The organism is Pseudoalteromonas luteoviolacea S2607 (genome assembly GCF_001625575.1).
Classification (GTDB): domain Bacteria; phylum Pseudomonadota; class Gammaproteobacteria; order Enterobacterales; family Alteromonadaceae; genus Pseudoalteromonas; species Pseudoalteromonas luteoviolacea_E.
Genome location: NZ_AUXV01000003.1, coordinates 96,759 through 123,595, shown reverse-complemented (window position 1 = coordinate 123,595; position 26,837 = coordinate 96,759). Strand labels below are relative to the sequence as shown.

17 protein-coding genes are annotated in these 26,837 nt (G+C 41.1%); 16 read left to right on the top strand and 1 reads right to left on the bottom strand.

Going from position 1 to position 26,837, the window contains the following annotated elements; all coding sequences use genetic code 11:
* The first annotated feature begins 35 nt into the window (after nucleotides 1-35).
* The 13 genes from N480_RS02780 to asd all read left to right on the top strand — a co-directional run bounded on the left by N480_RS02780 (nucleotide 36) and on the right by asd (nucleotide 18,377).
* Nucleotides 36-1,307: a sugar MFS transporter gene (locus N480_RS02780; RefSeq protein ID WP_063371007.1), complete on the top strand. Its 1,272-nt coding sequence runs from the start codon at nucleotides 36-38 to the stop codon at nucleotides 1,305-1,307.
* Nucleotides 1,308-1,465: 158 nt separating this feature from the next.
* Nucleotides 1,466-3,820, top strand: coding sequence for a GH92 family glycosyl hydrolase (locus tag N480_RS02775; RefSeq protein ID WP_063371006.1), 2,355 nt, complete (start codon nucleotides 1,466-1,468; stop codon nucleotides 3,818-3,820).
* 1 nt (nucleotide 3,821) lies between these two features.
* On the top strand, nucleotides 3,822-4,586 hold the full coding sequence (locus N480_RS02770; protein ID WP_063371005.1) for a basic secretory protein-like protein: 765 nt from the start codon (nucleotides 3,822-3,824) through the stop codon (nucleotides 4,584-4,586).
* A 173-nt stretch (nucleotides 4,587-4,759) separates the two neighbouring features.
* Entirely contained in the window at nucleotides 4,760-6,649 is a 1,890-nt protein-coding gene (locus N480_RS02765) for a methyl-accepting chemotaxis protein (RefSeq protein ID WP_063371004.1), read from the top strand.
* A 186-nt stretch (nucleotides 6,650-6,835) separates the two neighbouring features.
* Complete coding sequence (locus tag N480_RS02760; RefSeq protein WP_063371003.1) at nucleotides 6,836-7,588, top strand: DUF3450 domain-containing protein; 753 nt, start codon at nucleotides 6,836-6,838, stop codon at nucleotides 7,586-7,588.
* Nucleotides 7,589-7,600: 12 nt separating this feature from the next.
* Nucleotides 7,601-8,968: a MotA/TolQ/ExbB proton channel family protein gene (locus N480_RS02755; protein ID WP_063371002.1), complete on the top strand. Its 1,368-nt coding sequence runs from the start codon at nucleotides 7,601-7,603 to the stop codon at nucleotides 8,966-8,968.
* A 3-nt stretch (nucleotides 8,969-8,971) separates the two neighbouring features.
* On the top strand, nucleotides 8,972-9,499 hold the full coding sequence (locus N480_RS02750; RefSeq protein ID WP_063371001.1) for a MotA/TolQ/ExbB proton channel family protein: 528 nt from the start codon (nucleotides 8,972-8,974) through the stop codon (nucleotides 9,497-9,499).
* 16 nt (nucleotides 9,500-9,515) lie between these two features.
* Nucleotides 9,516-9,926 (top strand): ExbD/TolR family protein, encoded by a 411-nt coding sequence (locus tag N480_RS02745; protein WP_039610430.1) that lies wholly within the window; start codon nucleotides 9,516-9,518, stop codon nucleotides 9,924-9,926.
* Nucleotides 9,927-9,935: 9 nt separating this feature from the next.
* Nucleotides 9,936-10,541, top strand: a complete 606-nt coding sequence (locus N480_RS02740) for an energy transducer TonB (RefSeq protein ID WP_063371000.1) — start codon at nucleotides 9,936-9,938, stop codon at nucleotides 10,539-10,541.
* Nucleotides 10,542-10,561: 20 nt separating this feature from the next.
* Nucleotides 10,562-11,866: a tetratricopeptide repeat protein gene (locus N480_RS02735; protein WP_063370999.1), complete on the top strand. Its 1,305-nt coding sequence runs from the start codon at nucleotides 10,562-10,564 to the stop codon at nucleotides 11,864-11,866.
* 196 nt (nucleotides 11,867-12,062) lie between these two features.
* On the top strand, nucleotides 12,063-13,694 hold the full coding sequence (locus N480_RS02730; RefSeq protein WP_063370998.1) for a hypothetical protein: 1,632 nt from the start codon (nucleotides 12,063-12,065) through the stop codon (nucleotides 13,692-13,694).
* Nucleotides 13,695-13,775: 81 nt separating this feature from the next.
* Nucleotides 13,776-16,490: a TonB-dependent receptor plug domain-containing protein gene (locus N480_RS02725; RefSeq protein ID WP_063370997.1), complete on the top strand. Its 2,715-nt coding sequence runs from the start codon at nucleotides 13,776-13,778 to the stop codon at nucleotides 16,488-16,490.
* 777 nt (nucleotides 16,491-17,267) lie between these two features.
* Nucleotides 17,268-18,377: an aspartate-semialdehyde dehydrogenase gene (gene asd / locus N480_RS02720; RefSeq protein ID WP_063370996.1), complete on the top strand. Its 1,110-nt coding sequence runs from the start codon at nucleotides 17,268-17,270 to the stop codon at nucleotides 18,375-18,377.
* 53 nt (nucleotides 18,378-18,430) lie between these two features.
* Here asd and N480_RS02715 read toward each other — a convergent pair whose 3' ends face one another.
* Complete coding sequence (locus N480_RS02715) at nucleotides 18,431-18,856, bottom strand: hypothetical protein (RefSeq protein WP_063370995.1); 426 nt, start codon at nucleotides 18,854-18,856, stop codon at nucleotides 18,431-18,433.
* A gap of 969 nt (nucleotides 18,857-19,825) precedes the next feature.
* Between N480_RS02715 and N480_RS02710 the strand changes: the two genes are divergently transcribed.
* From N480_RS02710 to N480_RS02700, 3 genes are all read left to right on the top strand, one after another.
* Complete coding sequence (locus N480_RS02710) at nucleotides 19,826-22,948, top strand: YncE family protein (protein ID WP_081231717.1); 3,123 nt, start codon at nucleotides 19,826-19,828, stop codon at nucleotides 22,946-22,948.
* Nucleotides 22,949-23,026: 78 nt separating this feature from the next.
* A complete protein-coding gene (locus tag N480_RS02705) occupies nucleotides 23,027-24,211 on the top strand; it encodes an aromatic ring-hydroxylating oxygenase subunit alpha (RefSeq protein ID WP_063370994.1) in 1,185 nt (394 codons plus the stop codon).
* Nucleotides 24,212-24,448: 237 nt separating this feature from the next.
* A complete protein-coding gene (locus tag N480_RS02700) occupies nucleotides 24,449-26,527 on the top strand; it encodes a hypothetical protein (protein ID WP_063370993.1) in 2,079 nt (692 codons plus the stop codon).
* The last annotated feature ends 310 nt before the right edge of the window (nucleotides 26,528-26,837 follow it).

The window sequence follows — 26,837 nt, the reverse complement described above, 5'->3', positions numbered from 1 at the left end:
AGAATCATTACATCCCTTAACATGGAGTAACCTGAGTGAGTGAAATCAACACGAATCAAACTTTTGTTGCAGGCGCGCAGAACAACGAAAAAAACTATTTTTTCCCGCTAGCAGCAATGACAACCCTGTTTTTTTTATGGGGCTTTATCACTGTTTTTAATGACGTTTTAATTCCTAGGTTAAAAAGCGTCTTTGACCTAAACTACACCGAGGCGATGTTAATTCAATTTTGTTTTTTCATTGCATACTTTGTTGTTTCTTTGCCTGCAGGTAATCTCGTAAAACGATTTGGGTACCAAAAAGGTATCATTATTGGATTACTTGTTGCGGCATTTGGCTGCTTATTATTCTATCCAGCGGTGATTGTTCATCAGTATTGGATCTTTTTAACGGCGCTTTTTGTTATGGCCTCAGGGATTGTTATCTTACAAGTGTCTGCAAACCCATATGTTGCAGCGCTTGGCACGCCTAAAACAGCTTCAAGTCGCTTAAATCTCGCTCAAGCACTTAATTCTTTAGGGACGACATTGGGCCCAATTGCTGGCGGTATGTTACTGTTTGGTGCCGGTGGCGCAATGGCTGTCGAAGCGGCGAGTGCCGACTCTGTTAAAGTACCGTATTTGGTTATTGCAGCAGTATTGGTGGCAATTGCGGTGGTATTCGCTTTTTTAAAGCTTCCGACGATTGCTGAACATACAGAAGAGCGAGACTGTAAAGCTAAAGGTCATAACCTGAAAGAAGCACCTCACCTAATGATGGGCGTTGTAGCAATTTTCTGTTATGTGGGTGCTGAAGTATCTATTGGTAGCTTTATTGTGAATTATTTTGCTGAAGAGCACATTGGTGGTATCGATGCCCCAACAGCTGCCAAATTGCTTGGTTACTATTGGGGTGGAGCCATGGTTGGCCGCTTTATTGGTTCTCAGGCATTGAAAGTGATTGCACCTTCTAAAGCCTTGGTATTTAACGCGATTAGCGTAATGCTCTTACTGGTTATGACGATGTCAACAGATGGCAATATTGCGATGGTCTCTGTATTAGCCATTGGTTTATTTAACTCAATCATGTTTCCAACTATTTTTACAATCGCAATCGAAGGTTTAGGTTCTTTAACAAGTAAAGGTTCTGGCTGGCTGTGTTTGGCAATCGTAGGTGGCGCAATTATTCCTTTACTTCAGGGGGTTATAGCTGACAGCATGAATATTCAAATCAGCTTCTTGGTTCCTTTGGTATGTTATGTGTTCATCGCATGGTATGGCCTTAATGTAGTGAAGCTATCAAAACAGTGGCAAGACAAAGTCGCCTAAATCAACCTCTCACTGAATATAAGGCAAGCGTTGGCTTGCCTTTTTTGTCTTAAATTTATAAATTTCTATCTCAATACTATTGAATACGTATTCATAGACGTTGTATATTAAAACCACTTGGAACGATCCAAACATAATTTACAATAAAGGAGAGGCACATGCATCGCTCAATTTGGGCCGCAGCTATGGTGTCACTTACCGGGCTTTCAGCGGTAAGTGAAGCACGCGAATCAAACACTCAGTGGGTAGATACGTTTATTGGTACAGGTGGGGATGGACACACATTTCCAGGTGCTGTAGTTCCATTTGGTATGGTTCAGCTAAGCCCTGACACAGATAACCCTATGCGAGGCGTTTCACCGCAACCAGAAATATATAAACGTTGCGCTGGCTATCATTATGATGATGAGACAATTGTCGGCTTTTCGCATACACACTTTTCTGGTACCGGTCATTCAGATCTTGGTGATTTACTCGTCATGCCTATGACGGGTGAAGTTAAGTTGGACGCGGGCACTGCCGAAAACCCTGATTCGGGATATCGTTCAAGGTTTTCACACGATAAAGAGTGGGCTGAGCCTGGATACTACGGTGTTGAATTGCAAGACTATGACGTGACGGCTGAATTAACGACAACGACGCGTGTTGGAATGCACAAGTACACGTTTAATAGTGCAGATCATGGGCATATTCTGTTTGACCTGACGAGCGCCATTTATAATTTTGAAAATAAAGTAATATGGAGCGATATCCGCAAGGTTGATGACAGAACATTAGTGGCGTACAGGGCAACGAACGGTTGGGCACGCAATAGACAAATGTACTTCGCTATCCAATTTTCACAGCCAATTGATGACTACCAGTTTATCAATCAAGACAACATGCGATATAGATGTATGAATTGCCTTGATAGTAAACAAAAGCATTCAACTATTGAAAACTCAGCAGTTAAGATGACAGCGGGCAAAGCAGTTAAATTTGTGGCGTCATTTAAGGGCGTAAGTAAAAAGCCCGTATATATGAAAGTCGGCCTATCGGCTGTTAGCCGCTCTAATGCGCTAGAGAATCTTAATACTGAAATTCCTCATTGGGATTTTGAAAAAGTCAGAGCGCAAGCGAAACAAGATTGGGCAAAATACTTAGACAAAGTTGACGTTGAAGGCACACGTTCAGAAAAACGCCAGTTTTACACTGCGCTTTATCATGCACTGCAAGCGCCAAGCATTTATCAAGATGTAAATGGCCAATATCGTGGTGTGGATGGTGAAATTCATGATGGCAAAGACTTTGAACACTACACACTATTTTCACTGTGGGATACTTATCGTGCATTACACCCTCTACTGACCTATATCGACCCAGATCGTGTCTCTGGCATGATCCAGTCAATGCTTGTTCACTATCAACAAAGTTACGAAAAAATGCTACCCATCTGGTCTTTCCATGCGCATGAAACTTGGACGATGATCGGGTATCACGCGGTGTCTGTCATCGCTGATGCATACTTAAAAGGTATCAGAGACTACGATATTGAGTTGGCTGTCGAAGCGATTCAAAGTACGGCAAACAACCCGGTTTACGATGCTATTCCAGAGTATAAAAAGTATGGTTATGTACCTATGGATGTGTTGCCGGAGTCAGTTTCTATCACGCTGGAATATGCTTACAACGATTATGCAATCGCGCGTATGTTCGAATCGATGGGTAAAACAAAACTAGCCCAAGAATATTATGCCCGTGCAATGAGCTATAAAAATGTCTTTGACCCGCAAACTGGTTTTATGCGTGGTAGAGATACTAAAGGTAACTGGAATAAAGATTTTAATGCATATGAAGCAAAATATATGGGTCCATTTACTGAAGGTAACTCCATGCAATACAGCTTCTATGTACCGCAGGATGTCGCTGGATTAATTGAGTTGATGGGGGGTGATGACGCGTTTGAAAAGCGCTTAGATGATTTATTCGACACTCCGCTATCTGCCGATATGATCAAAGAACATGAAGATATTGCTGGCCTTATTGGCAACTATGCACACGGTAATGAGCCAAGTCATCATATTGCGTACCTGTATAACTATGCTGGTAAACCATGGCGTACTCAAGAGCGAATCCGTCAAATCATGGATACACTGAGCTCAGATAAGCCTGATGGACTTGCGGGCAACGACGATGTAGGTCAAATGTCTGCTTGGTATATTTTCTCGGCGATGGGCTTTTATCCGGTCTCTCCTGGTGACTTATCATACGCAATTGGTGCGCCTCAAACACCAAAAGTAACGATCAAACTTGCCAATGGTAAGAAGTTCACTACGACGGCAAAAGGCCTGAGCAAAACGCATAAGTACATTCAGTCCGTAAGCTTAAATGGTAAGCCGCTAGAGCGAAATTACCTGACACATGCCGATATTATGGCGGGCGGTGAATTAAAGTACGTGATGGGTGACAAACCTAACAAAGCCTGGGGAAGCACACATACTGCTCGTCCACCTTCACTGTCTGAGTACAAATAAGATGAAAGCAAAAGCTGTAACTTTGGCATTTGCAGCAACTGTGAGCTTAATGGCTCACAGTGCAGTGGCCATAACTGAAGAGATTAGCACCGAGATTAAACCGCTACAGTTTAATGGGGATATTAATTGGTTGGCGTTTGAGTTACCAAATGTACAAATACGTTACTTTAGCCAAGAGCAGGTAGCTGTATGGCAGCATATTGATGTCAATTTGATTAAACAGATTTCGTATAATGTGGCTCGAATTCTCTATAAAGAGGAACACAAAGCGCCCAAGCTGCCATTATTAGAAATCGTGTTGGAAGATATGGATGGAGTTGCTTATAAGGAAGGGGACTTTTCAGGCGCTAAAATCCATATCAGTGCACAATACCTAAACAAGTACATGCAAACTCATTCGCCTCAAGCGGTTTATGACGAACTTATCGGCATTTTATATCATGAGATTGCCCATGCTTACCAGCTGGATGACCACAATTATAAAGAGATTGGCCCTGTGATTGAGGGGATAGCCGATGTGGTTAGGATGAAAGGTGGTTATGTTGATTTTTCCAGTCGTAAACATGGCGGTAATTATGATAGTGGATATAAAACGACGGCTTTTTTTCTGCACTGGTTAGAGTCTAATCATCACCCTGATTTGTTGGTTGAACTAAATGCCCAATTAGATCCTCATGATAAGAAAAAGTGGAGTTGGGGGAGTTTTTCAAAAGCGAAGAACATTAACCTCGACATCGCTTGGTCTAACTATCAAAAATCACTCTAATTTTAGTTCTTTTTGACTATACTAAAGGCAAGTTTTACTTGCCTTTTTTCGTACCCATTAAAAATAATTCAATAAATTTATAATATTTACATAAAAACTGCCGATAAGGTGGGACAAAGCTTTTAATATTTGATACAAACTAGTCAGTAGTACATAAGAAAAACAGGATCTGCATGTTTAGCGCATTCAAATTTACCACCAAAATCACTCTCGCAGCTTCGGTAGTTCTGGTCATCGTTTTGAGCCTGTTCACCGTAAATAATTTTGTCTTGATGCGTTCGCAGACGCAGGATCAACTTACACTCGTTTTACAAGAAATCTCAGAGTCCGTATCGCAAAATATTGCGAACTGGCTAAATGACCGGCTAGATATTGTTCAGTCCGTCGCAGAGGGTCATCAAAGAGCTGATAGTGAAGAAGAGGTTCGAAGAAGGTTACAAACAGCAGCAAATGCGGGCCATTTTAAAAATACATTTATAGGCACACCCAATGGACGTTTTGTCTTAAACGACCCGACGATAAACTTGCCTAGCGATTTTGATGCAACAACACGACCTTGGTATCAGCTGGCTATGCAAAAAAGGGATACCGCTTTTACCTCTCCTTATACTGATGCTACGACGAACGAATTGACCATCACGGCAGTTGTGCCTATTTATCACAATGGTCAATTAGCTGGTGCGACAGGTGGAGACATCGACATGGCCACCATTACAGAAATCATAAATGAAATTGATTTCTTAGGATTCGGCTATGGTTTTTTAATTGACGGTGACGGCCGTATTTTAAGTCACCCAAATACCCAACTTAACGATAAGAACATGCAAAGCTTATTTGGCCAAAAGTTAACGCTACAAGAGGAGTTCGTTGAGTTAGAAATAGACGAGACTGAAAAACTCGTCTCATTTGTCAAAATGCATGGAATTAAAAATGTTGATTGGTACTTAGGTGTTGTCATAGATAAAGAAATCGCCTATTCATCTATTTCGTCATTTAGAAATATGGCCCTCATTTATATGCTAATGGGTGTTGTGGTGATTGTTGTGATGATGCAGTTATTACTCAAATATCTGATGAGGCCAATGAATCACTTAAATGAGGCAATTAAAGATATTGCGCAAGGTGAAGGGGACCTTACTCGCAGGTTGGTCGTAGAGAACAAAGATGAGTTTGGCGAGCTGTCTAACTACTTCAATCTATTTGTTGAAAAGATCCATCAAAGCATCTCAAAAGTTAAAGATACTACATTTGCGCTTGAACAAGTTATGGAAGGGTTACAGAGTCAAACGCAAGATGCGTTAGACATCTATACCGAACAAACAAAAAGGACAGACAATGTCGCAACAGCGATAAATCAACTTTCTTCTAGTGCAATAGAAATCTCAAATAATGCAAAACATGCATCAGAACTTGCGACAGGAGCCAATAACCTGTCTGATGAAAGCCAAACGGCACTAAACTCAAATATTGAAGAGATTGGTGCACTCAGCTCTAAAATGCAAGAAGCACAATCTACTATCGATGGCCTAGATAGATTGACTGCGAGCATTGGTCAGGTTCTTGAGGTTATTAAAGGCGTCAGTGAACAAACTAACTTACTGGCTCTTAATGCGGCCATCGAGGCTGCCAGAGCCGGGGAAGCTGGTCGAGGCTTTGCGGTTGTTGCTGACGAGGTAAGGCAACTTGCTCAGCGTACCCAAGAGTCAACGCAAGAAATCGAAAATACCATTGCTGAATTACAACAGGGATCCGCATCTGCGGTATCGGTGATGAAATTAAGTATCGAGGACTCAAGTGCAAGCGCTGAAAAAGCGCAGTCGGCGGGCACTAAAATGCAAGAAGTGTCTCACGCTATTGAGTCTATTGACGGCATGAACGATGCGGTAGCAAATGCGACACAGGAGCAAAACACAGTTATCCAGTCATTGGATAGTGACATTCACGGTATTAGCGATCTCTGTGTACAGGGTAGTACAAGCCTTAAACAAACACTCGACGAATGCAAAACTTTAAAATTGCAATTTGATGAACTCGAAAACATGATGAGTAAATTTAAAGTATAAATAAACAAAGGGCTGCATTTTAACAGCCCTTTTTAATATTTAAATATATCGAATAAACCCACCTTTAAAATAATATTACAGCTGTCACATTACTGTATTGAACGCGCAACACGGTTGTCATTTTTCGTAATTAAACTGCACACACTTCAAAATTGGAACAAGCAAATATTATAAAGGGTGTGTGAGATGAAGTGCGTTAACCAATTGCTTTTAGCGGGCGCGTTTGCAGTAGCAAGCAGTGCGCAGGCAAACGATCTCAATCAAGTAATAGACTCTAGCTCTGAAATCAATAAATCAGCGCTAACTTCTCAAAATAAGATCGATGCGATCTCAGATAATATGCAGTCTCGTCTGCAGCAATTCAGAACGCTAAACAAGGAAATCGAAGGCCTTGTCGTTTATAACAACCAATTAGATAAGCAAATTAACAACCAACTTGAAGAAATGGCAGCAATCAATGCTTCTATGGACCAAGTGTCAGTTATTGAGCGTCAGATCACGCCGCTTATGCTTCGAATGATCACCGGACTTGAGCAATTTGTAGAGCTTGACGTGCCTTTCTTACAAGCTGAGCGTGCGAATCGTATTGCCTCGCTTAAAACAATGATGGACAGAGCTGATATCACTTCAAGTGAAAAATTCAGACGTGTGCTTGAAGCTTATCAAGTAGAAGTCGAGTACGGACGCACAATTGAAGCATATACAACGCTTCTAAACGTTGATGGTCAAGAGCGTGAAGTAGATATGCTACGAATCGGACGCCTTGAGTTGTTATACGTAACAAAAGACTCGGCAAAAGCGGGTAGCTGGAACAAAGATACTAGACAGTTTGATGCGTTGCCAAATACTAACATCAGCCAAATCAACAAAGGTGTGCGTATTGCTCGCAAACAGCTCGCACCAGATATGCTGACTCTTCCAATCCAAGCTGCTCAATAAGAGGTATAACTAATGAGCTTTTTAAAATCATTTAGCCGTAAAGCACTGTTCGTTTCTGCATTTGCTCTATCTAGTTCGGCTTTTGCTGAGAAAGCAATGGACTTGGATTCTCTTCTTAAGACGTTAGAAGCTGGTCAAGTTGCCCAAACGCAAGAAAATAAACAACGCGAAGCGCAATTCAAATCGCAAGAAAACCAGCAAATAAGAATGCTTAACGAGCTGAAGTCTGAGCGTAACAACCAATTGAGCCGTTCAGAGCAAATGGAAACGCAATTCGAAGAAAACGAAATTAAGCTTGGCAACTTAAGCGATACACTTTCAAAGAGAATGGGGTCGCTCAAAGAGTTGTTTGGAGTACTTCAACAAGCATCGGGCGACGCAAGCTCAAAATTCAGAACATCGGTTGTATCTGCAGAATTTGCAAACCGTAGTGACGTGATGGATGAAATGGCCAAAAAAATGGGCTCCACGTCTAAATTGGCATCAATCGAAGATATCGAGAAAGTATGGTTTGAACTGCAACGTGAGATGACAGAGCAGGGCAAAGTATCTCGTTACACGTCTGAAGTTATTGTGGACGGTGGCTCAAAAGTGAGTAAAGAAGTACTGCGTGTGGGGGCATTTAACCTGATTGCAGATGGCAAATATCTAACATATAGCCCTGAAACAAACACAATCGCCGAGTTAACTCGTCAGCCTGTGGCACGATTCCAACAAAGTGCAGCTGATTTACAGGGAGCGGCTTCTGGTAAGATCGACTTTGCTTTAGACCCAACGGGTGGTTCTATTTTAGGTCTACTTGTTCAAGCGCCAAATACCAAAGAGCAAGTTGAACAAGGCGGCGTTGTTGGTTACGTAATTTTAGCAGTTGGTGCGCTAGCGTTACTTATAGCACTAGAGCGTTTTGTCTCTTTGATGCTAATGGGTGCAAAAATCAAGCGTCAACTTAAAGACAAGGTTGCTAAAGATGACAATCCACTGGGTCGCGTAATGAAAGTTAAAGACCAGTATCCTGATGTTGCCTATGACACGTTAGAGCTGAAACTAAGTGAAGCAATCTTGAGAGAGATGCCAAAAATCACGCGCAACCTAACATTAATCAAAATCATCTCTGTTGTTGCACCACTCCTAGGTCTCCTAGGTACAGTAACGGGTATGATTAATACTTTCCAAGCAATCACACTCTTTGGTACTGGCGACCCTAAATTGATGGCTGGTGGTATCTCAACAGCACTCGTTACGACAGTACTAGGTCTTGTGGTAGCAATTCCGACGGTGTTCTTATACACCATTCTAAATACACGCTCTCGCAACCTACTACTGATTCTTCAAGAGCAAAGTGCGGGAATCATCGCTGAGCGCAGCGAGAAGGGAGCGTAATCCATGGTACTTCTAGTAGATGCGATAACTGCTCTACAAGAGTTCCTTGATACGGGTGGCCAGGTTCTCCTGGTCATTGCTGCGGTCACGTTTGCCATGTGGTTGCTTATCTTGGAGCGCTTTATGTATTTCTTTGGGAAATATCGTAGTTATAAAAAGCAAATTGTTGATGGCTGGAAAGGTCGCAGCGAAAGAAATAGCTGGAATGCAGAGCAAATCCGTCAAGCAATGATTTCAAAAGCCGGTATTGAATTGAATACCAACTTACCTTTTATCAACGTTATGGTGGCACTGTGTCCACTACTTGGTCTGCTAGGTACTGTAACAGGCATGATTGAAGTATTTAACGTAATGGCAATAACAGGATCTGGTAGCGCGCGTTCAATGGCTGCTGGCGTATCTAAAGCAACGATTCCGACTATGGCGGGTATGGTAGCGGCGCTTTCTGGTGTATTTGCGTCGACCTATTTGCAAAGAAAAGCCAAAAGAGAAGTAGAGCTTTTAGAAGACAAGCTGCTGTTAGATCACTAAAGAATTTGAGGTAAAAATGAGAGCTCCATTAGCAAAAGTTTTTCAAGAAGAAGAAACAGAAGAAATTAACATGACGCCAATGTTGGACGTTGTATTCATCATGCTTATCTTCTTCATCGTAACGGCTTCATTCGTTAAAGAAGCAGGCATTGACGTCAACCGCCCTGAGGCTGCAACAGCAGTTAAAAAGCAAAGAGCGAATATTTTAGTAGCAATTTCTGACAAGGGTGAAATTTGGATTAACAAACGTCAGATCGACATTCGTGCCGTGCAGGCCAATATTGAACGTTTAAAAGCAGAAAATCCGCAAGGTAGTGTAGTAATTCAAGCTGATAAAAAAGCTACTACTGAGATATTAATCAAGGTAATGGATGCGTCACGAGCTGCAGGTGCCTTTGATGTGTCAATCGCCGCCCAAGAATCATAAGGTAAAACGATGCGTTATATTGTTGCGTTATTGATTGCTGGTGTTGTTACATTTTTTTTATTTCTAGGAATGCAAGCGTTGATCACTGGCGGTGAAGGTACTGCCTCTGAGCCAGTAAAAGGCAAGGTGCTTGATTTTGTGAGATTGAAAAAAGAAGAAACAGTCCAGAAAAAGGAAAGAAAACCAGAGAAGCCGCCTACGCCGAAAGAGCCGCCACCTCCCATGGATGCGCCTCAAATGCAGGCTAATAACTTAGATGCAGGCGCTTCAAACTTTGATTTTTCTGCCAATGTTGATGCAGACGTTGATTTAGCGGGAGGCCTAGCTCTGGAGTCCAGTGATGGTGAATATTTACCAATCGTAAAAGTAGCTCCCGTTTACCCTCGCCGTGCGCTGTCTCGGGGGATTGAAGGCTATGTACTGGTGGAATTTGTGGTGACAAAGCAAGGTACTGTGCGTGATCCTAAAGTGCTTCAGGCTGAGCCAGAAAATATTTTCGACCGAGCTGCGTTGGAAGCGGCACTTAAGTTTAAGTATAAACCTCGTGTAGTAAATGGCGAAGCCGTAGAAGTTGCAGGCGTTCAAAATAAAATTTCATTCCAAATTAACGGATAGTGGAATTAGGAGTTTGAATTATGAAAGTAATTAAGAATTTACTTGTGCTTAGTGTGAGTGCGGTGGCTGTCAATGCGGCTGTCACGCTAACTTCTCTGGCACCAGAAGTATCAATAGCAACGGCTTTTGCACAGACCAAAACAAAACGTGTACCTGCGCTACGTGAAAAAGTATATAGCCAGTTAGCAAGGGCCCAAAAATTAGCTGATGAAGGCAACGTTCAGGAAGGGTTAGAGGTTCTAGATTCCATTAAAGAGCGCGCCTCGAGTATGAACTCGTATGAAGTGGCCATGATGCATAATTTTTATGGCTTTATTTATTACAACGAAAATGACCTTGTTAAGGCAATTGCATCTTTTGAAAAGGTGGTTGCTGAAGAAGCAATCCCGGAGTCTTTAAAACTATCTACAACGTTTAGTTTAGCTCAATTGGCAATGGCAAACGGTGATTATGCTAGAACAGTTGGGTATTTAGATGATTGGGAAAAGTTAAATACTCAACCAATCAAGAGTAACTTTTATACACTAAAAGCACAGGCTCTATATCAAAATAAAGACTATGCGAAGGCCTTAGAAAATATAAATAGTGCGATCGATTTGGCGGAGTCTAAAAATGAGGTGCCGAGAGAAAACTGGTTGGTTTTACAACGAGCATTATATTACTCTCTAAATCAGCCTGAGAACGTAATACAAACCATCGAAAAAATGGTTAAGTTATTTGATAAACCTCAGTATTGGATCCAGCTTGGCGGTATGTATGGTGAAGTAGGTGAAGAATCAAAACAACTAGCAATACTAGAAACAGCCAAGCAGCGAGGTTTTATTAAAACTAAAACTGAAATATTACAGTTGTCTCAAGTTTATCTTTACAATGGTTTACCTTTTAAGGCTGCACAAACATTAAAATCTGGTATAGATTCTAATATTATAGAAAGCTCAGCTAAGAATTTATCATTTATAGCCGAAGCATATGTCCAAGCTAAGGACGACAAGAAGTCAATTAAATTTTTCGAAGCAGCAGACAAACTGGTTGAACATGGAAACTTTCAACAACGTCTAGCAGAGGTTTATATCAACATGGAAAGCTATGATGATGCCGCTGATGCTGCTAGAGTTGCACTTGATAAAGGAAGTTTGAGTTTCGAATCTAATGCGTATGTTGCACTTGGAATGGCACAATATAATATGAAAAATTTTGACGCTTCAATATTAGCTTTTGAACAAGCTGAAAAACACAAAAAGTCGGCAAAATTAGCACGGCAGTGGATTAAATATGTACAAAAAGAAAAGTTGCATGACGAAAGTTTGAAACAGGCAACTTTATAATAAAATAATTTTATATTCGCAACACCAAAGCTGCCTTCGGGCGGCTTTTATTATTTTTATAATTATTAAATTTTTAATTATAATGCTATTTGTCATTTTAAATTATAAAATCTGTAACCCATTTGTAACACGTTAAATCTAACCTAGCTCCAATAAATAAATACGGTTATAACAATTATATTTCTTGGAGACCAACATGAACCTTTCTGGTTTATTTAAAGTAAGCTTAATTTCTTCTGCTCTTGTACTTGCTGGCTGTGGTGGCGATATCAACGTTAACCCAACTACTAACGATAACCGAGTTGATAACTCTGTAGATAATGTAACAAACCCAACTCCTAACCCTGATACGGGTACTGATCCTGATCCAGATAAAGTAGTTACACTTGACTGTGCTACATATACATTAGACGGTACAGAGTTCAAAGGTGAGCAAGACGGCAAAAACTGTAAGTACAGCCAAGCTTTCGCAAGCAACGCAAAAGACATTGATGCTTCTTTCCTTATCAAGGCACTACCAGATAATGGCGCACACATTTTTGAAGGCGCGCTTTTCATTGGTAAAGATGTTGATACTTCAAAAGGTGGTTCTGTAAACCTGGACGGCCCTACATTGACTATCGAAGCTGGTGCAACAATTGCCTTTACTAAGGCTGAAAACTTTGTTCGTATCGCTCGTGGTGCAAACATTCACGCGATTGGTGAAGTAGATAAGCCAATTACATTCACTTCAATTTTTGAAATTGATGAAGACGACTCTACCACGCCTGCAATGCAGGACTGGGGTGGCATTCAAATCAACGGTATGGCAACAACAGTAGAATGTTCTAAGACTGAAGCAGAAACGGGCATGTGTAACGTTGCTGCTGAAGGTGTTGTTTCGTACTACGGTGGTAATGATGACACTGATGATAGTGGTACTCTAAAACATGTTGTTGTTAAATTCGCTGGTAACGGTGTAGAGGGTGATGAGCTTAACTCAATCACGCTGAATGCAGTTGGCTCAGGCACAACTGTTGAGTATGTGCATATCCACCAGGGTTACGACGATGGTATCGAGCTATTTGGTGGTCAAGTTAACATCAAGCACATCGTTGTTACAGATACTGCGGATGACGGTATCGACTGGGATACAGGTTGGAAAGGTAACGGTCAGTTCATCCTAGTTCAAACGCTTAATCAAGGTAACCACGGTTTCGAAACTGACGGTGGTAAGAAAGACCCTACATCAGCTGAAGGTTCTGACCGTGCAACTTCAGGTTCGAACCCAACTATCGCTAACGCAACTGTTGTAAGTAACGGTGTTAAAGGTCCTCGTGGTCACGGCGCTGGCATGGAAATGAAAGAGTGGGGTAAAGCGCAACTTCATAACATGTTATTTGTAAGCAAAGGCACTGAAGACGGTGCAGGTTGTTTCGATTTATACAATGAGAAAGATGCTTCTAGCTCAGCTGGTATCCACGCTAACGCTGTAGCGGGTGACATTAAGTTCCACAGCTCAATCTTTGCATGTGCTAAAAACTTTGAAGATATCAATACTCCACTTCAAGGTGACCTAGCAAGCTTTGACATCGCACAGTGGTTCACAGGTGGCGGTAACCAGCTTATCGGTTTTGCAAACTTCGAAAACGTACTTGGCGCAGACATGGCTACAACTAACGGTACTATCAAAGATAAAGATGGTAACAACGTAGCTGTAGAGTCTTCTAAGCTAAGCGAAGACAACTCTTTCTTCACTGACGTAACTTACATCGGTGCACTAGGTGAAGACGAAACTGACACTGAGTGGGCTAAATTCGTAGCTGAGTCAGTAAAGCGTACTCAATAATCTAAGCCATATCTAATAAACAGTTAATGGGCGCTTTAAAGCGCCCTTTGTGAATAAATATTTGGTTTAGAGGAATTACAAATGAAACCAATCAAAGTGTTCAAAACAAATTTGATAACCATTTCTTTGCTTTCTCTTTTGAGCCCTTTGTCTGCAAGTGTAATGGCAGAGGAGACTGCTCAAGAAATTGAAGAAGTCGTTGCTGTAGGTAGCCGTCTAAAAGGAAGTGCAAGCGCGGTTATTGAAGAGCGTAAAAATCAAGCTTTTGTTGCTGATATCATGGGTTCAGAGCAAATCTCAAGAACGGGTGATAGTGATGCCGCTTCTGCGCTTCGCCGTGTAACGGGCTTAAGCTTAGTGAACGATAAGTTTATATATGTTCGTGGCCTTGGTGAGCGATATTCAAGTGTGAGATTAAATGGTGCTCAGGTACCAAGCCCAGACTTAACGCGTAACGTTATACCTCTTGATATCTTCCCTTCAAGCATCATCGAATCACTTGCTGTCCAAAAAGCATATTCACCAGATATGCCTGCTGCATTTGGTGGTGGTGATGTAAATATCAGAACAAAAAGTATCCCGAATGATCGCGTAATTAAGATTGAAGTAGGTGTTGCACACAAAAACACCAACGACAAAGGTTTTGTTTACAATGGTAGTGACGACGATTGGATGGGTGAAGATGATGGCCTAAGAGCGATGCCTCAGGCCATGACTGATGCACTTAATCGTTATGTAAATGGTGTTTCAGATATTTCAGTGCTAAACATTCGCTCTGTAGAGTCTAAGCTTCGTGGTACTGATATATCTCAAGATGATGCGATCGCGATAAATAAAACCTTAACCAAGTCGCTGCACCGTGATTTTGGAATGGTTGAAAAAAGCCTAGACCCTGATGTAGGTGGAAAATTAGTTTACGGCGACCGCTTTGACGATGTATTTGGTTTTGGTGGTTCGTTAGGGTTTTTATTCTCTGCAGCATACGATCACGAGTGGAGTCATAGTAAAGGCTATACTGCGGTACTTTCTTCTACAGAAGTTAACCCAGATGATTGCGGTAAGTCTGATTTAGAGTGTTACTCGTCTAGAAACGACAAAGAGTCGACTAAAAAGAACGTTAAGCTGAATACGTCTTTAAACCTAGGTTATAAACTTGACGGTCATGACTTAAACGCAAGCTATATGACACTGAAAGACACAGAAGACGAAGCTTCAATTTCGCTTTACCAAGAGCCTTCTAAGTCGCTAAGCATTGCTGCCGGTGAAATTCAGCGTAAAAATCTAACTTCCTTTGAGGAACGTGAACTAGAAGTAGTTCAGTTTCGTGGTACTCACAACATTGAGTATGACTTTATCAAAGGTGTAGGTTTTGACTGGCAATATACAGACTCAACTGCGACAACTAATATCCCTAGTGAGTTAGAGATCACCGCAAGGGATCGTTATTCAGATGGTGTTTACACAGAGACTTATACAAGTGGTGCGTTGGGTGGTGACCCATTCCTATATCGCTTTGTTGACATGGAAGACCAAGTTGAAAACTACGGTTGGAATCTATCTAAAGCGTTTTACTTTGACTCATCTGAAGTTGAAATTAAAGGCGGCGGTTACTTTGTTGATAAAACACGTGAATACCGCACTGATTTCTTCAAATATCGTTTTGGTCCGTCTGAAGAATTAACACTTGCAACAAATAGAAATGAAGCACTGGGTATTGGTAGCTACTTCAGAGATGATACTCGAGTAGATAATACGGATATTGAAATCCAATTCCAGGAACCAACAGCCGACGACTACATTGCAGCACAGAAAATCGATGCTTACTATGGTAGTTTTGACTATGTGTTTGCAAACGATTGGCGTTTGTCTGGTGGTCTGAGATACGAAGACTTTAGACAAGTAGCGCTTGCTTACTCCCGTTCTGCTTTTGATCCTGCGCTGCTTCAAGACAAGTTGAGTGCAGAAGCAATTCAAGAAGCCACGGTAATGCAAGACGATACATTTGGTTCATTGTCGATGACTTATAGCCAACCAACTTATCAAGTTCGCGCGGGCTGGGGCCAGACTATTGTAAGACCAGATCTTCGTGAATTAACGCCGGTTCAATATCAAGATCCGTTAACTGACTACAGAACGTTAGGTAATCCAACGCTTGAGTCAAGTAACTTAGATAATTTTGATGTGCGTGTTGAATTCTACTTTGAAAGCGGTGACAACTTCTCTGTAGGTGCTTTCTATAAAGACATCGACAAACCGATCGAAGCTCAGCTAAACGAACGTGATGGTCGTTTTACACTTGAGTTTGAGAACGCCGATTCTGCCTATGTGTATGGTGTGGAAGCTGAATGGTTAGTGGAGTTATCTTCTGACTTCCTAGGTGGTGCTTTCTTCACATCTGGTAACCTAACAGTGAGTGATTCAGAGGTTGAAATTCTTGAGAGTGCACGTGGTGATTTAACCAATCTCAAACGTCGTATGACAGGCCATTCTGAATATGTAGCTAACTTGCAGCTAAACTATGATTCTCATGATGGTAACCATCAGGCATCTGTAATCTATAACGTCTTTGGAGACCGTATTTTAGCAGCTGGTGTTAACGGGTTTGATGATGCTTACGAGCAACCAATAAACTCACTGGATTTAGTTTATAGCTACTATCCAACGTTTAGCACAACGGTCACTTTTAAGGTGAAAAATCTTCTAGACCAAGACTTTGAAGTTGAGCAAAACGATGTGCTCATTCGTCAAAAAGAGACAGCGCAACAAGTTAGCTTAGACTTTGCAATAGAATTCTAATTGTTGAATATATCAGCTAACAAAAAGCCGCTTTATAGCGGCTTTTTTATTAACCAACAATTATTAATTAATTATTCACAATTATTTCTAGTATAAATATTTAAAAATCCTTTAAATATAATAAGCTGGTTCGCGTCATTAAAATTGAGAAAAATAAAAGCTAATAAATAGAAAGACTTTCACGTGAAAAATATGACATTTACGTAAGCGTAAACATATATTAAATTTAGATTTTTTTTATAACCTAGATCAATTTTATGAAAGAATTTTACTTGAAAATAGTATTAAAGTGACTCATAATAGCTAACACAAAAGGGTTATCGCATATCCTTACCGATTTTAGAAGTTGTGTTAACATTAATTAAACATTTCTTCTGTACAGAGTTCTAGTTTGATGCGCAGCATCGAGCTCGGACGCAACCTTTACATGTTGTATCCAAACCCCGCTAATTGCGGGGTTTTTTAATTCTCCAGAAAAGTACCGGTTTGGCGACAAACGTGCTTTTTGCATTTAGCTTAATTTTTTGTCACCTACCTACCACAGCTATTCAATTATTCAATGTCTGTATTTTGTACTGTTTGAGCAAAACGCTGTAGTTAAGTATCAAATACAATTGAATTGATAACGCCGCACTTAACCATCGAGTATTGAACTTGATGTAGAGATTTAAAATTCGCGATAAAAAGTACTAGAGCTGGTGGATTTATTCTGATACTTTAGACGTCTAGACGTACCCCTCACGCAATGAGAAATTTAATCAAAATAAGGGTAATGTAATGAATAATGTTGGATTTATTGGCTGGCGCGGCATGGTTGGCTCTGTTCTTATGGAGCGTATGTTAGCTGAAGGTGATTTTGCTCATCTGAACGCGCATTTCTTCACAACTTCTCAAGCTGGACAACTTGGTCCTACGTTTGGTGGTGAAGCTAAACCGCTCAATAATGCTTTTGACATTCCTTCTTTGCAAAAAATGGATATTATTGTGTCTTGCCAAGGGGGTGACTATACAAGGGAAGTATATCAACCATTGCGTGATGCAGGTTGGGAAGGGTATTGGATTGATGCCGCATCAGCACTTCGTATGTCGGCTGATAGCATCATTGTTTTGGATCCCGTCAACAACGATGTTATTCAGCAAGGGTTAGAGCAAGGCGTTAAAACATTTGTCGGCGGCAACTGTACAGTTTCTTTGATGCTATTGGCTTTGGGTGGTTTGTTCGAAAAAGACTTGATTGAATGGGTTAGCCCAATGACTTATCAGGCGGCCTCAGGCGCTGGGGCACGCAACATGAGAGAATTAATCTCGCAAATGGGTGACATACATGACAGTGTTAAGTCGCAGCTAGAGAACCCGTCCTCAGCTATCCTTGAAATAGACAAGTTGGTTGCAGATAAACTTAAATCCGACTCACTTCCTAAAGATCAGTTTGGTGTACCGCTAGCGGGCAGCCTTATTCCATGGATTGATGTGCCTATGGAGTCTGGTCAGAGTAAAGAGGAGTGGAAAGCTGAGGTCGAGGCAAACAAAATACTAGGCTCGATTAAGCAACCAATTCCTGTTGATGGCCTATGTGTCAGAATTGGTGCGATGCGTTGTCATTCCCAGGCACTCACCATTAAGCTACGTGAGGACATTGAAGTCAGCGAAATTGAAAAGATTTTGGATGAGCACAATGAATGGGTGAGAGTGATCCCGAATGAACGGGCTGTGACAGAGCAAGAGCTGACACCTGTTAATGTGACAGGGTCGTTGCATATTCCTATAGGCAGGATCAGAAAGCTATCGATGGGCGACAAATATATCAGTGCTTTTACAGTAGGTGATCAACTCCTTTGGGGCGCAGCGGAACCCTTACGCAGAATGCTGCGTATTATCACTGGCTGAATTGAATACGCCTAGTCTTAAAACTAGGCGTTTCTTTTAGTGTACACAAATGGTTAAAAATGAAACTCGTGTACGCTGTATGTATGCTCTACGCCATCACAATCAGTCGCTATTGCAGAGACAGGTTGGAAATCCCCATCTAAAAACCATTTAGCGGTCATATGTGAGCCATCAGGGCACTCGGCACCGATTGTGTGAGCTAATCTTTTTCCTGCTGGAATATCTGCGGGTACATTTTTATTCCAGTACAGTCGGGCCTCAGAATGGGGTGGTATACCAGGTATTGATTTGTAGTAGACTTTCATGGGGTGCCAGCGAGTAATTAACCCATTACAAGATGCAGATTCACATTTTAAATAAACAAAATTGTAAGCGTACTTCAGTACACCATCTTCAGACTGTGTAGTTTGCTCTGATGCTAATGCTCCAAAGCTCCCTATGCATGCTAACAGCGCACTTGCTAAAAGTGTATTCTTCATAACTAACTCCTTCTTTTTAATTGAATAAACGAACTTCCACATAACTGATTCTATGTATACCAATAGAATGGGTAGAAAAACACCCAAAGTGTGTTACAAGTTGTTTACTTTTTTACGTTTGTACACATTGTTATCGTGTGCGTGGATTAAGCACTAATGCGTCTAAAAACATTACTTTTACATTGGAGTAGAGGCTTAATAATACATTTTCATGCATTACCTAAAATAGGGATGTGTTTCTAATAAAGAACTAGAGAAGTATATACTTTTATTACGTTTGTACTTGCAGTTCCTTGCTGAGAACTAAAAGTAAAATAGGAACAAAGAGGTTTTGTAATAAAAAGTATACAAAGTTTTAGGTTTTTAATTTAAAAGTTAGGGCATGATGGTGTTTATTATACTATTACTAACTCGAGGCTATTATTATAAAAAAACAAATAAATTGTACGTATTATGTTCAATAAATAGAGTGAGGTTTTTTGTGAGGAAAAACTGTCTACAAGAGAATTTAATACTAGAGGTATATACACCAATTAAGACTCAGTTCGAATGGTTTTATTGCTTCAAGGAGTCATAAGAGTGACATTGCCTCTGAAAGGGGCTCAACTTTTCACTCCCAAAGAGCCTGACCATAATGTACGAATCAAATTACACCCTTATTTATCGCACCGTTTAGTTACATAGCATTTGATTGTTAGCAAGCAACATTTTAATAAACGAATAAATTTTCATGTTGAAAATATAAATTCTAAATCAAGGGTTTTTTTTAGCGCCAGCTCACTTTGCTTCTAAAGTTCCAACTTTTCATCAATAAGCATAAAAATTCAACTCGCTTTGCTTTTGGTACCACATAAACACATGCTTACTTGGTGCTCAAATCGTTAGGTATTAATAAATTATCATATTGACAATTTAAATTGAATTGATTTAACCTGTAAATTGTCAATATGAAAACTTATGGGAAAGAAAATGGATAGATTTAGGCACAACAAGCTCATGGCTTTTGTATCATTGGTGTTGCTGGCAAGTTGTGGTGCGAGTAGTGAATCAAATAACCCAAGGTCACCCTCGTCAGAAACCACTGTCACGCCTCAAGTGCCAGTAACCCCTGAGGCTCCCATTAAGGTCACCCCGCCTATAGCAAAATCAGATTACATAGGCTTTGAATCTGCCCCAGTTAGACCATTGGCCAAAACGCAAGATGGTAAGCGTTTATTACTGACTAATACTTCCAACAATACCCTTGAGGTATTCACTATTGGAAATGGTGGCCAAATTACATTTTCGCAAAGTGTTCATGTTGGGCTAGAGCCTGTGTCTGTAGCAGTGATAAAAAATCAAGCTTGGGTCGTTAACCATTTGTCTGATTCAATAAGTATTGTTGACTTATCTTTGTCTCCTGCTCGTGTAATACGCACATTACTGGTTGGGGATGAGCCAAGAGATATTGTTTTCGCAAAGAATAAGGCCTTTGTAACTACCGCTCACCGAGGCCAGCAGAGGTTAAACCCTGCATTGGCAAATGTTAAAGGTGCCGGTGACCCTCAGCTACATACATCTAATGTAGGCCGTGCTGATATCTGGGTTTTCGATACTAATCACTTAGCAGAGAACCTTGGAGGAAAGCCGCTCGAAATCGTCTCATTGTTTGGTGACACGTTGAGAGGCCTTGCTGTTTCTAAGAACGAAGAGCGTGTATATGCCGCTGTACTTAATTCCGGGAATCAAACTACCGCTGTACATGAAGCTGTGATGTGTCCTGGGTACGAAGATGATGAATATGGCGCCGTGCCGTGTAAAGTGTTAGACGAAGTAACTTCTCCAAAAGGGTTGGCTGATGGTTACCTACCAGGCGGCAGAACTGCACCGGGCATTAATGCAAAGGGTGAATATCAACCTTGGACAAGTATGATTGTAAAGTACGACCGTGCATCAGGTCAGTGGCAAGATACCAAAGGGCGTAATTTCTCAAATGGGGTTCGTTTTCACCTTCCAGATCATGATGTTTTTGAAATTAATACAGAAACACATAGGGCCGTAGCAAGCTTTAATCATGTTGGTACAACACTATTCAATATTGCTGTGAGCCCTACAACTGGGGAGTTATTTGTTTCAAATACCGATGCGAACAATGCCAGTCGGTTCGAAGGGGCTGGTGATTTTGCAGGCTCTACTGTGCAAGGTGATATTGCTAAAAGCCGTATTACCGTTATAAAACCTTCAAGTGGAACGGTATCTGCTAGACACCTAAACAGGCACATAAATTATAGCGATTTAAAAGGCAATAGTTCAATTAAGCAACATAGCTTATCAACCCCATTACAACTTGAAGTGAGTAGTGATGGTAAGCTTTTATACAGTGCGGTAGTGGGGTCAGATAAAGTCGCTATATTATCTACATCAGAGCTGAGCAATGAAAGTTATTGGGACAATGAGGGGCCGGAGTTTGACCCCAAATCGGCCAGCGAACGCTATTTATCTGTAGAAGGTGGCCCGATGGGGCTTTTGTTGAATGAAGAGCAAAAATCCTTATATGTATTTACACGGTTTGATAATAGCCTTGTCCATCTTAACCTTACCAATGGTGAAGAATTAAACCGCATTGCGATGCCTTCTCTTGAACCAGAAGACTATATGGCAGGCAGGCACATGCTTTATGATGCTGATCGGTCTTCATCCAACGGCGAGTCTTCTTGCGCAAGTTGCCATGTTTTTGGAGACACTGATCATTTAAGCTGGAACCTAGGTAATCCTGATGCCGACAATACAAAGAACCCACAGCCTTTCCCTACTCAAAACTTGTCTGAATTAGGGTGTCTGTTAGTGGGCCCTGGCGAAGAAAGTTGCCAACTCTTAGAGATCATAAATGGCAACGGAGACGAACGTAGCTTTGCCGCCATGAAAGGGCCAATGGGCACACAAACTTTGAGGGGAATGCAACATCATGGCCACATGCATTGGCGTGGAGATCGCTCAGTAGGCTACTTTGGCAACGATACAAATCAAACCCTAGACGAACGCACCTCATTCAAGAATTTTATTGTTGCTTTTGAGGGGTTGATGGGCCTTGATATTGTACTTCCTGAATCTGTTGAAGCAGACGTTAAAAGCGTGGACGTGCTGAAATTGGAACAAGACATGGATAAGTTTGCCGATTTTATGCTTAAAGTTGCGTTGCCGCCCAATCCAATCAGAAACTTAGATAACTCTTTGTCAGCTTCGGCGGATATCGGGGAGCGATTCTTTCATGGCGAGAGACGTTCAGACGGTGCTGCACAAGACACTCCATTAAATGGTGACAATGTTGATGGGGTCAATTGCGAGGGCTGCCATGGTGTAGATCATGCTCAGGGGTTTTACGGGAGCCGTGGTGAAATTGCGCATGGAGGAGAAATTCAAATATTAAAAGTACCTCAATTAAGGAACTTATATACACGTGTCGGAATGTTTGGACTACCAGACCGTCAAGGCTTTTTACCTTCACATACTAACGAACACCAAGGAGACCAAATACGTGGCTTTGGCTTTTTACATGATGGTGCGACCGATCAGTTACTCAACTTTCTCAAAGGAGGGGTTTTTGATAATGGAGAAACGGGCTGCCCAGAAGGCGCTGATGAAAGGTACGGCTGCCACTTTAATGCTGGCGAAATAGGTATTCCCGACGAAAAAACACGACAAGGCCTAGTTGATTACATGATGGAATTTGACAACGATCTAGCGCCGATTGTTGGTCAGCAAATTACACTCACGAGAAGTACGCTGGAAGTGGTGAAGCCAAGGATTAAGCTATTTGAGCAACGCGCGAGTACAACTTTTGTGTCTAAGTTATTAGGTGGAGAGGTAAAAGAATGTGACCTGATTGTATTGGGAGTTGTTGATGATGAGCAGCGAGGATATATCTATGACCAAGCGGAAAGAAATTATAGAAGTGACAGAGCTTCTGAAAATAGGCTGACCCTTGAGCAGCTAATGGCCATTGGTGTAAGTCAAGACAACAGCTTGACTTTTACCTGTACCATTCCCGGTAAAGGCTGGCAAGCAGCACTTGATTATGACTTAAACGGTTTATTGAATGGCGATGAAAGTTAAGTGCCACTTAGATTTTGCGATTAAATGCATGAATAACGAACTATATTTACACTCAGTCACCGATAAGCAGGTAATGTTATGAGCAAGTACACAACGCAACTGTTGGCAGATTATGCGCGCACAGCCCAAGCCCCGATAGATGAAGCCTACTCACTTCCTTTTGCGGTATATAAAGATGAAGAAATACATACACTCGAAATGGACAACATTTTCAAAAATGAGTGGGTATTTATTATCAGTGAGCAAGAGTTAGATGAAACAGGAGATTACTTCGCGTTTACTTTAGCTGAAGAGCCTATTGTGATTATCAGAGGTCAAGATCAACAGGTTAGAGCGTTCTCTAATTTATGCCGGCATAGGGGCACATTGCTGCTTGAAGATGGGTTTGGTAAAGCAGAGAAAAACATTGTATGTCCCTACCATGCATGGACATATTCAGATAATGGTGCGTTTAAAGGCGCGCCTTTTACGGGTCAAGTCCATGTAGATAAACAGGCACACTGTTTATTGCAATTCCATCTGCAAAGCTGGCATGGAATGTTATTCATTCATCTTGGTAACCCAGCCAAATCACTCAGCGATCGTCTCGAAGGCATTGACGACTATTTGCATCACTTTGATCTTCCGGAATTTAAACATGGTTACCGTTCGGATAAAAGTGAGCTTTGGAACGCCAACTGGAAGCTTGCAATTGAAAATGCAATGGAAAGCTATCATTTGTTTAAGGTCCACAAGACGACGCTAGAAACCGTAACACCAACACGACAGGCATTTGATATTGCGGGTTATGCAGAATGGACTTTAACGGGGGGTGAGATGAAAGATACCTCTAGTAAACTGGTTAAATGGTTTAGAGGCAGTTACCCAAAAGTTTTTGATAACTACATATTGATATCGATTCCCCCGTCATTTGTGGGGATACTAACCTCGGAAAGTCTATCGTGGGTTCAAGTGTTACCTCTAGGTAGCGAAAAGTGTATCGTCCGTTCAGCCGGTATTTCAAATGTGAAAGTGAATGGTGAAGACAAAACAGAAAAAGCTTTCGTAGATGCGTTTTTTGCTGAGGACAAAGATATTTGCGAGCGTGTACAAAAAGGTATGGGCTCAACCCTCGCCCAAGGTGGTAAATTGGTGTCAATGGAAAAAGTGCTTGCTGACTTTCATCAGTTTTTAGGAAACCGCTTGTTCAACACTGCCATGAGTGAATTTTACGAAGCGCCCGCAGCAAAATTATATTTGAGTGAGAGTGGCAAGGGAGATTAAGTTATAAAAGGTGAAGTGCCTATTAAAATGCTAGGTGACATGGACTAGGTAGTTTTAAATCAAGTTGCTTCATAATATCGAGGATATCGCTATTTCATGCGTCAACGGTGCATAGTGATATGATTTGGATATGCGTTTAGGATTCAACTAAAAACAAAATCGACGTGCTGCTTCTAAAGCAAATACTTTAAGGTATTATAATCGGCTAGATTATGCCCACTTTAAAAAGGATGCTTTATGAAAAAGATGGTAAAAAAGGCTTCACTCTCGATTTTGTTACTAGGCGCATGTAAGGTAAGTGCCGAATATACTCAAAGTGACTGGGTCAAAAAATTTGATTTAATAAGCGCGCAATATCAGGCGCAGTATCCAGATAGTTTCAGTCGTTCAAGTAATTTAGCTTGGGCAGAAGCTTACTATTTAGATGCACTGATCGAAATGTACTTGGGCACACACAATCAAAAGTACTTAGATTTGTTTATTTCACGTGTAAATAAAACATTGGCCCTTGCGAAAGATAATACCGGTATGGGCGAAGATGGATATGCAGGGTGGGGGGAGTGGGTCTATTCTATAGACGCTATTCAAAATTTCGGCGCGGAGTTCGCTGATATGCAAGACAACACGTTGCCAGCAAATTGGAGACGGTGGCAGTCAACAGCGGATACGGCATATAGAAATACGGTTGATAAAGTTGATGATGGTAAAAGCATCGCAGCCTTTACGGTTAAAACAGCACCAGAAACAAATCGCTGGCACGTTCTCCAGTCACCTTTAATAAACCCATACAAACCCAATTCAAACTACGATCCCAACAGCAAGTACCAAATTAATTTCCATGCGAAAATCGAAAACTGTGAAGAAGGTGTACGAGGTCTAGTACAAATCTACGATTTTACAGATAGAAAAGTTTTGCTTAATAAGTACATAGATTCTCAGAGTTATCAGTATCATATTGCGGACTTTATAACGCCTTCAAAAGCAACAAATGATGTTCAAGTTCGGTTGTACGCTTCTGATTATCGTAAAAATTGTACTGTGTATTTTGATAATATTCGAGTTAAGTCTTGGAGAGAGTATCTGGTGCACGATGGTATGATCACAGCGCCCATAGCGAAATTCATAAAACTGGCGAGGACAGGGCGGTTAGATTCACGTTTTAGCCATATATCAGATAGTTACTATGATTTTTTGGCCAACCATATATTCCCTAAATGGGAGAAAGACCTATACAGTACGCTAGATAATCACCTAGTTTATTTATTTCCAGACGATTCCTCTAGTTGGAAGCCGGGCCAATCTTTACCTCATAACCAATATCTCGCTTTGCAGCGCACCTACGCTGAGCTTGCTCAGATCGAAGGCAGCGATCCGCACCACAAATATATGGCGCAAGCGTTAATTGATGCGTTTAAAAGTAGTTTGACGTTAGGGCGCTTTCAAACTAAGTCAGGTGTACAAGCAAATAAATATGAATGGAGTTACTGGAGCATACTGACGGATAAAGATACTATTAGCGATGGTTTTAATTGGACCGGTACAGAAGATACTAGTCACGGTAATCTAGATGTTGCAGCAGCAGTGAGTAGCTACAAAGCGGGAGTTGGCTTTAATACGGTAGAAATGTCTTACTTTGCGAATACTGCGGATTTCATGATTTCGCACTGTGACAACTTTAGTATGCATGTAAACAAGTGCTATGCCTCCGAGTCGCTTACATCTCTTAGGTGGTGGATGCAGTTGGCTGAGTTCAAACCCAGTATTTATCATGATTCTGAAGCTAAGTTGACCCAAATGTATGATGCAATACAAGGCGTTGGGCAACGCTATTACATGGGAGCAATTGCGCAGCTTATAAAAGGATACAACGTCTATGAGCAACCATTTGATGTTGCTTTAACGAATGCATTACCTGAAGGCTGGAGGCATTGGCAGTCAACTCCCGATACCGTATTTTTAAGCCCCAACAGCGCTTTTAGCGGGTCACAAGGATTAACGGTTAAGAATAAACCAACATACGGTTGGCAAGTTGCACAAAAAGTTTTTGACTATGAGCCTGGCGCGACTTACAGGTTAGAGTCAATGGCTAGAGTATTCTCTGGAGATGCAAATGGCCGCGTAATGATTTATGACGCAACGAGTAAAAAGTCGATTGCACAAGTTATTACTACCAGCCGAGATTGGTCGCCGCTAACTTTGGAATTTACAGTGCCAAATACTGCTGGGCATGTTGTGCAAATCTATTTGTACTCTAGCAAATGGCAAGTTGATAGCGAAATCCATTTTGATGATTTAGAGGTTTATCGTATAAACTAGATAATTGGAGTATGGCTAGGGCTTTTTGGGACTAGCCAGCTTATTTGATTATGATACAAGGTCAATTTGTAAGGTCTCATTGTTGGCAAACTAGAGGTGGGGGGTATTTAAGTAGCTCCAACGAATGAATTCTTAATAGCTCATAATTTACGTTATGTTAAATTGTGAATTGAGATAGGCTCAGTGTGTTATTCTAACATTATGAATAAATATATCTTTTTTCTTGTTATGTCCTGTACTAGACAGTATCGGACTTTATGGTGCAATTCACTAAATACAGTCTAGATAAATACACTACAAGTTCAAGGTT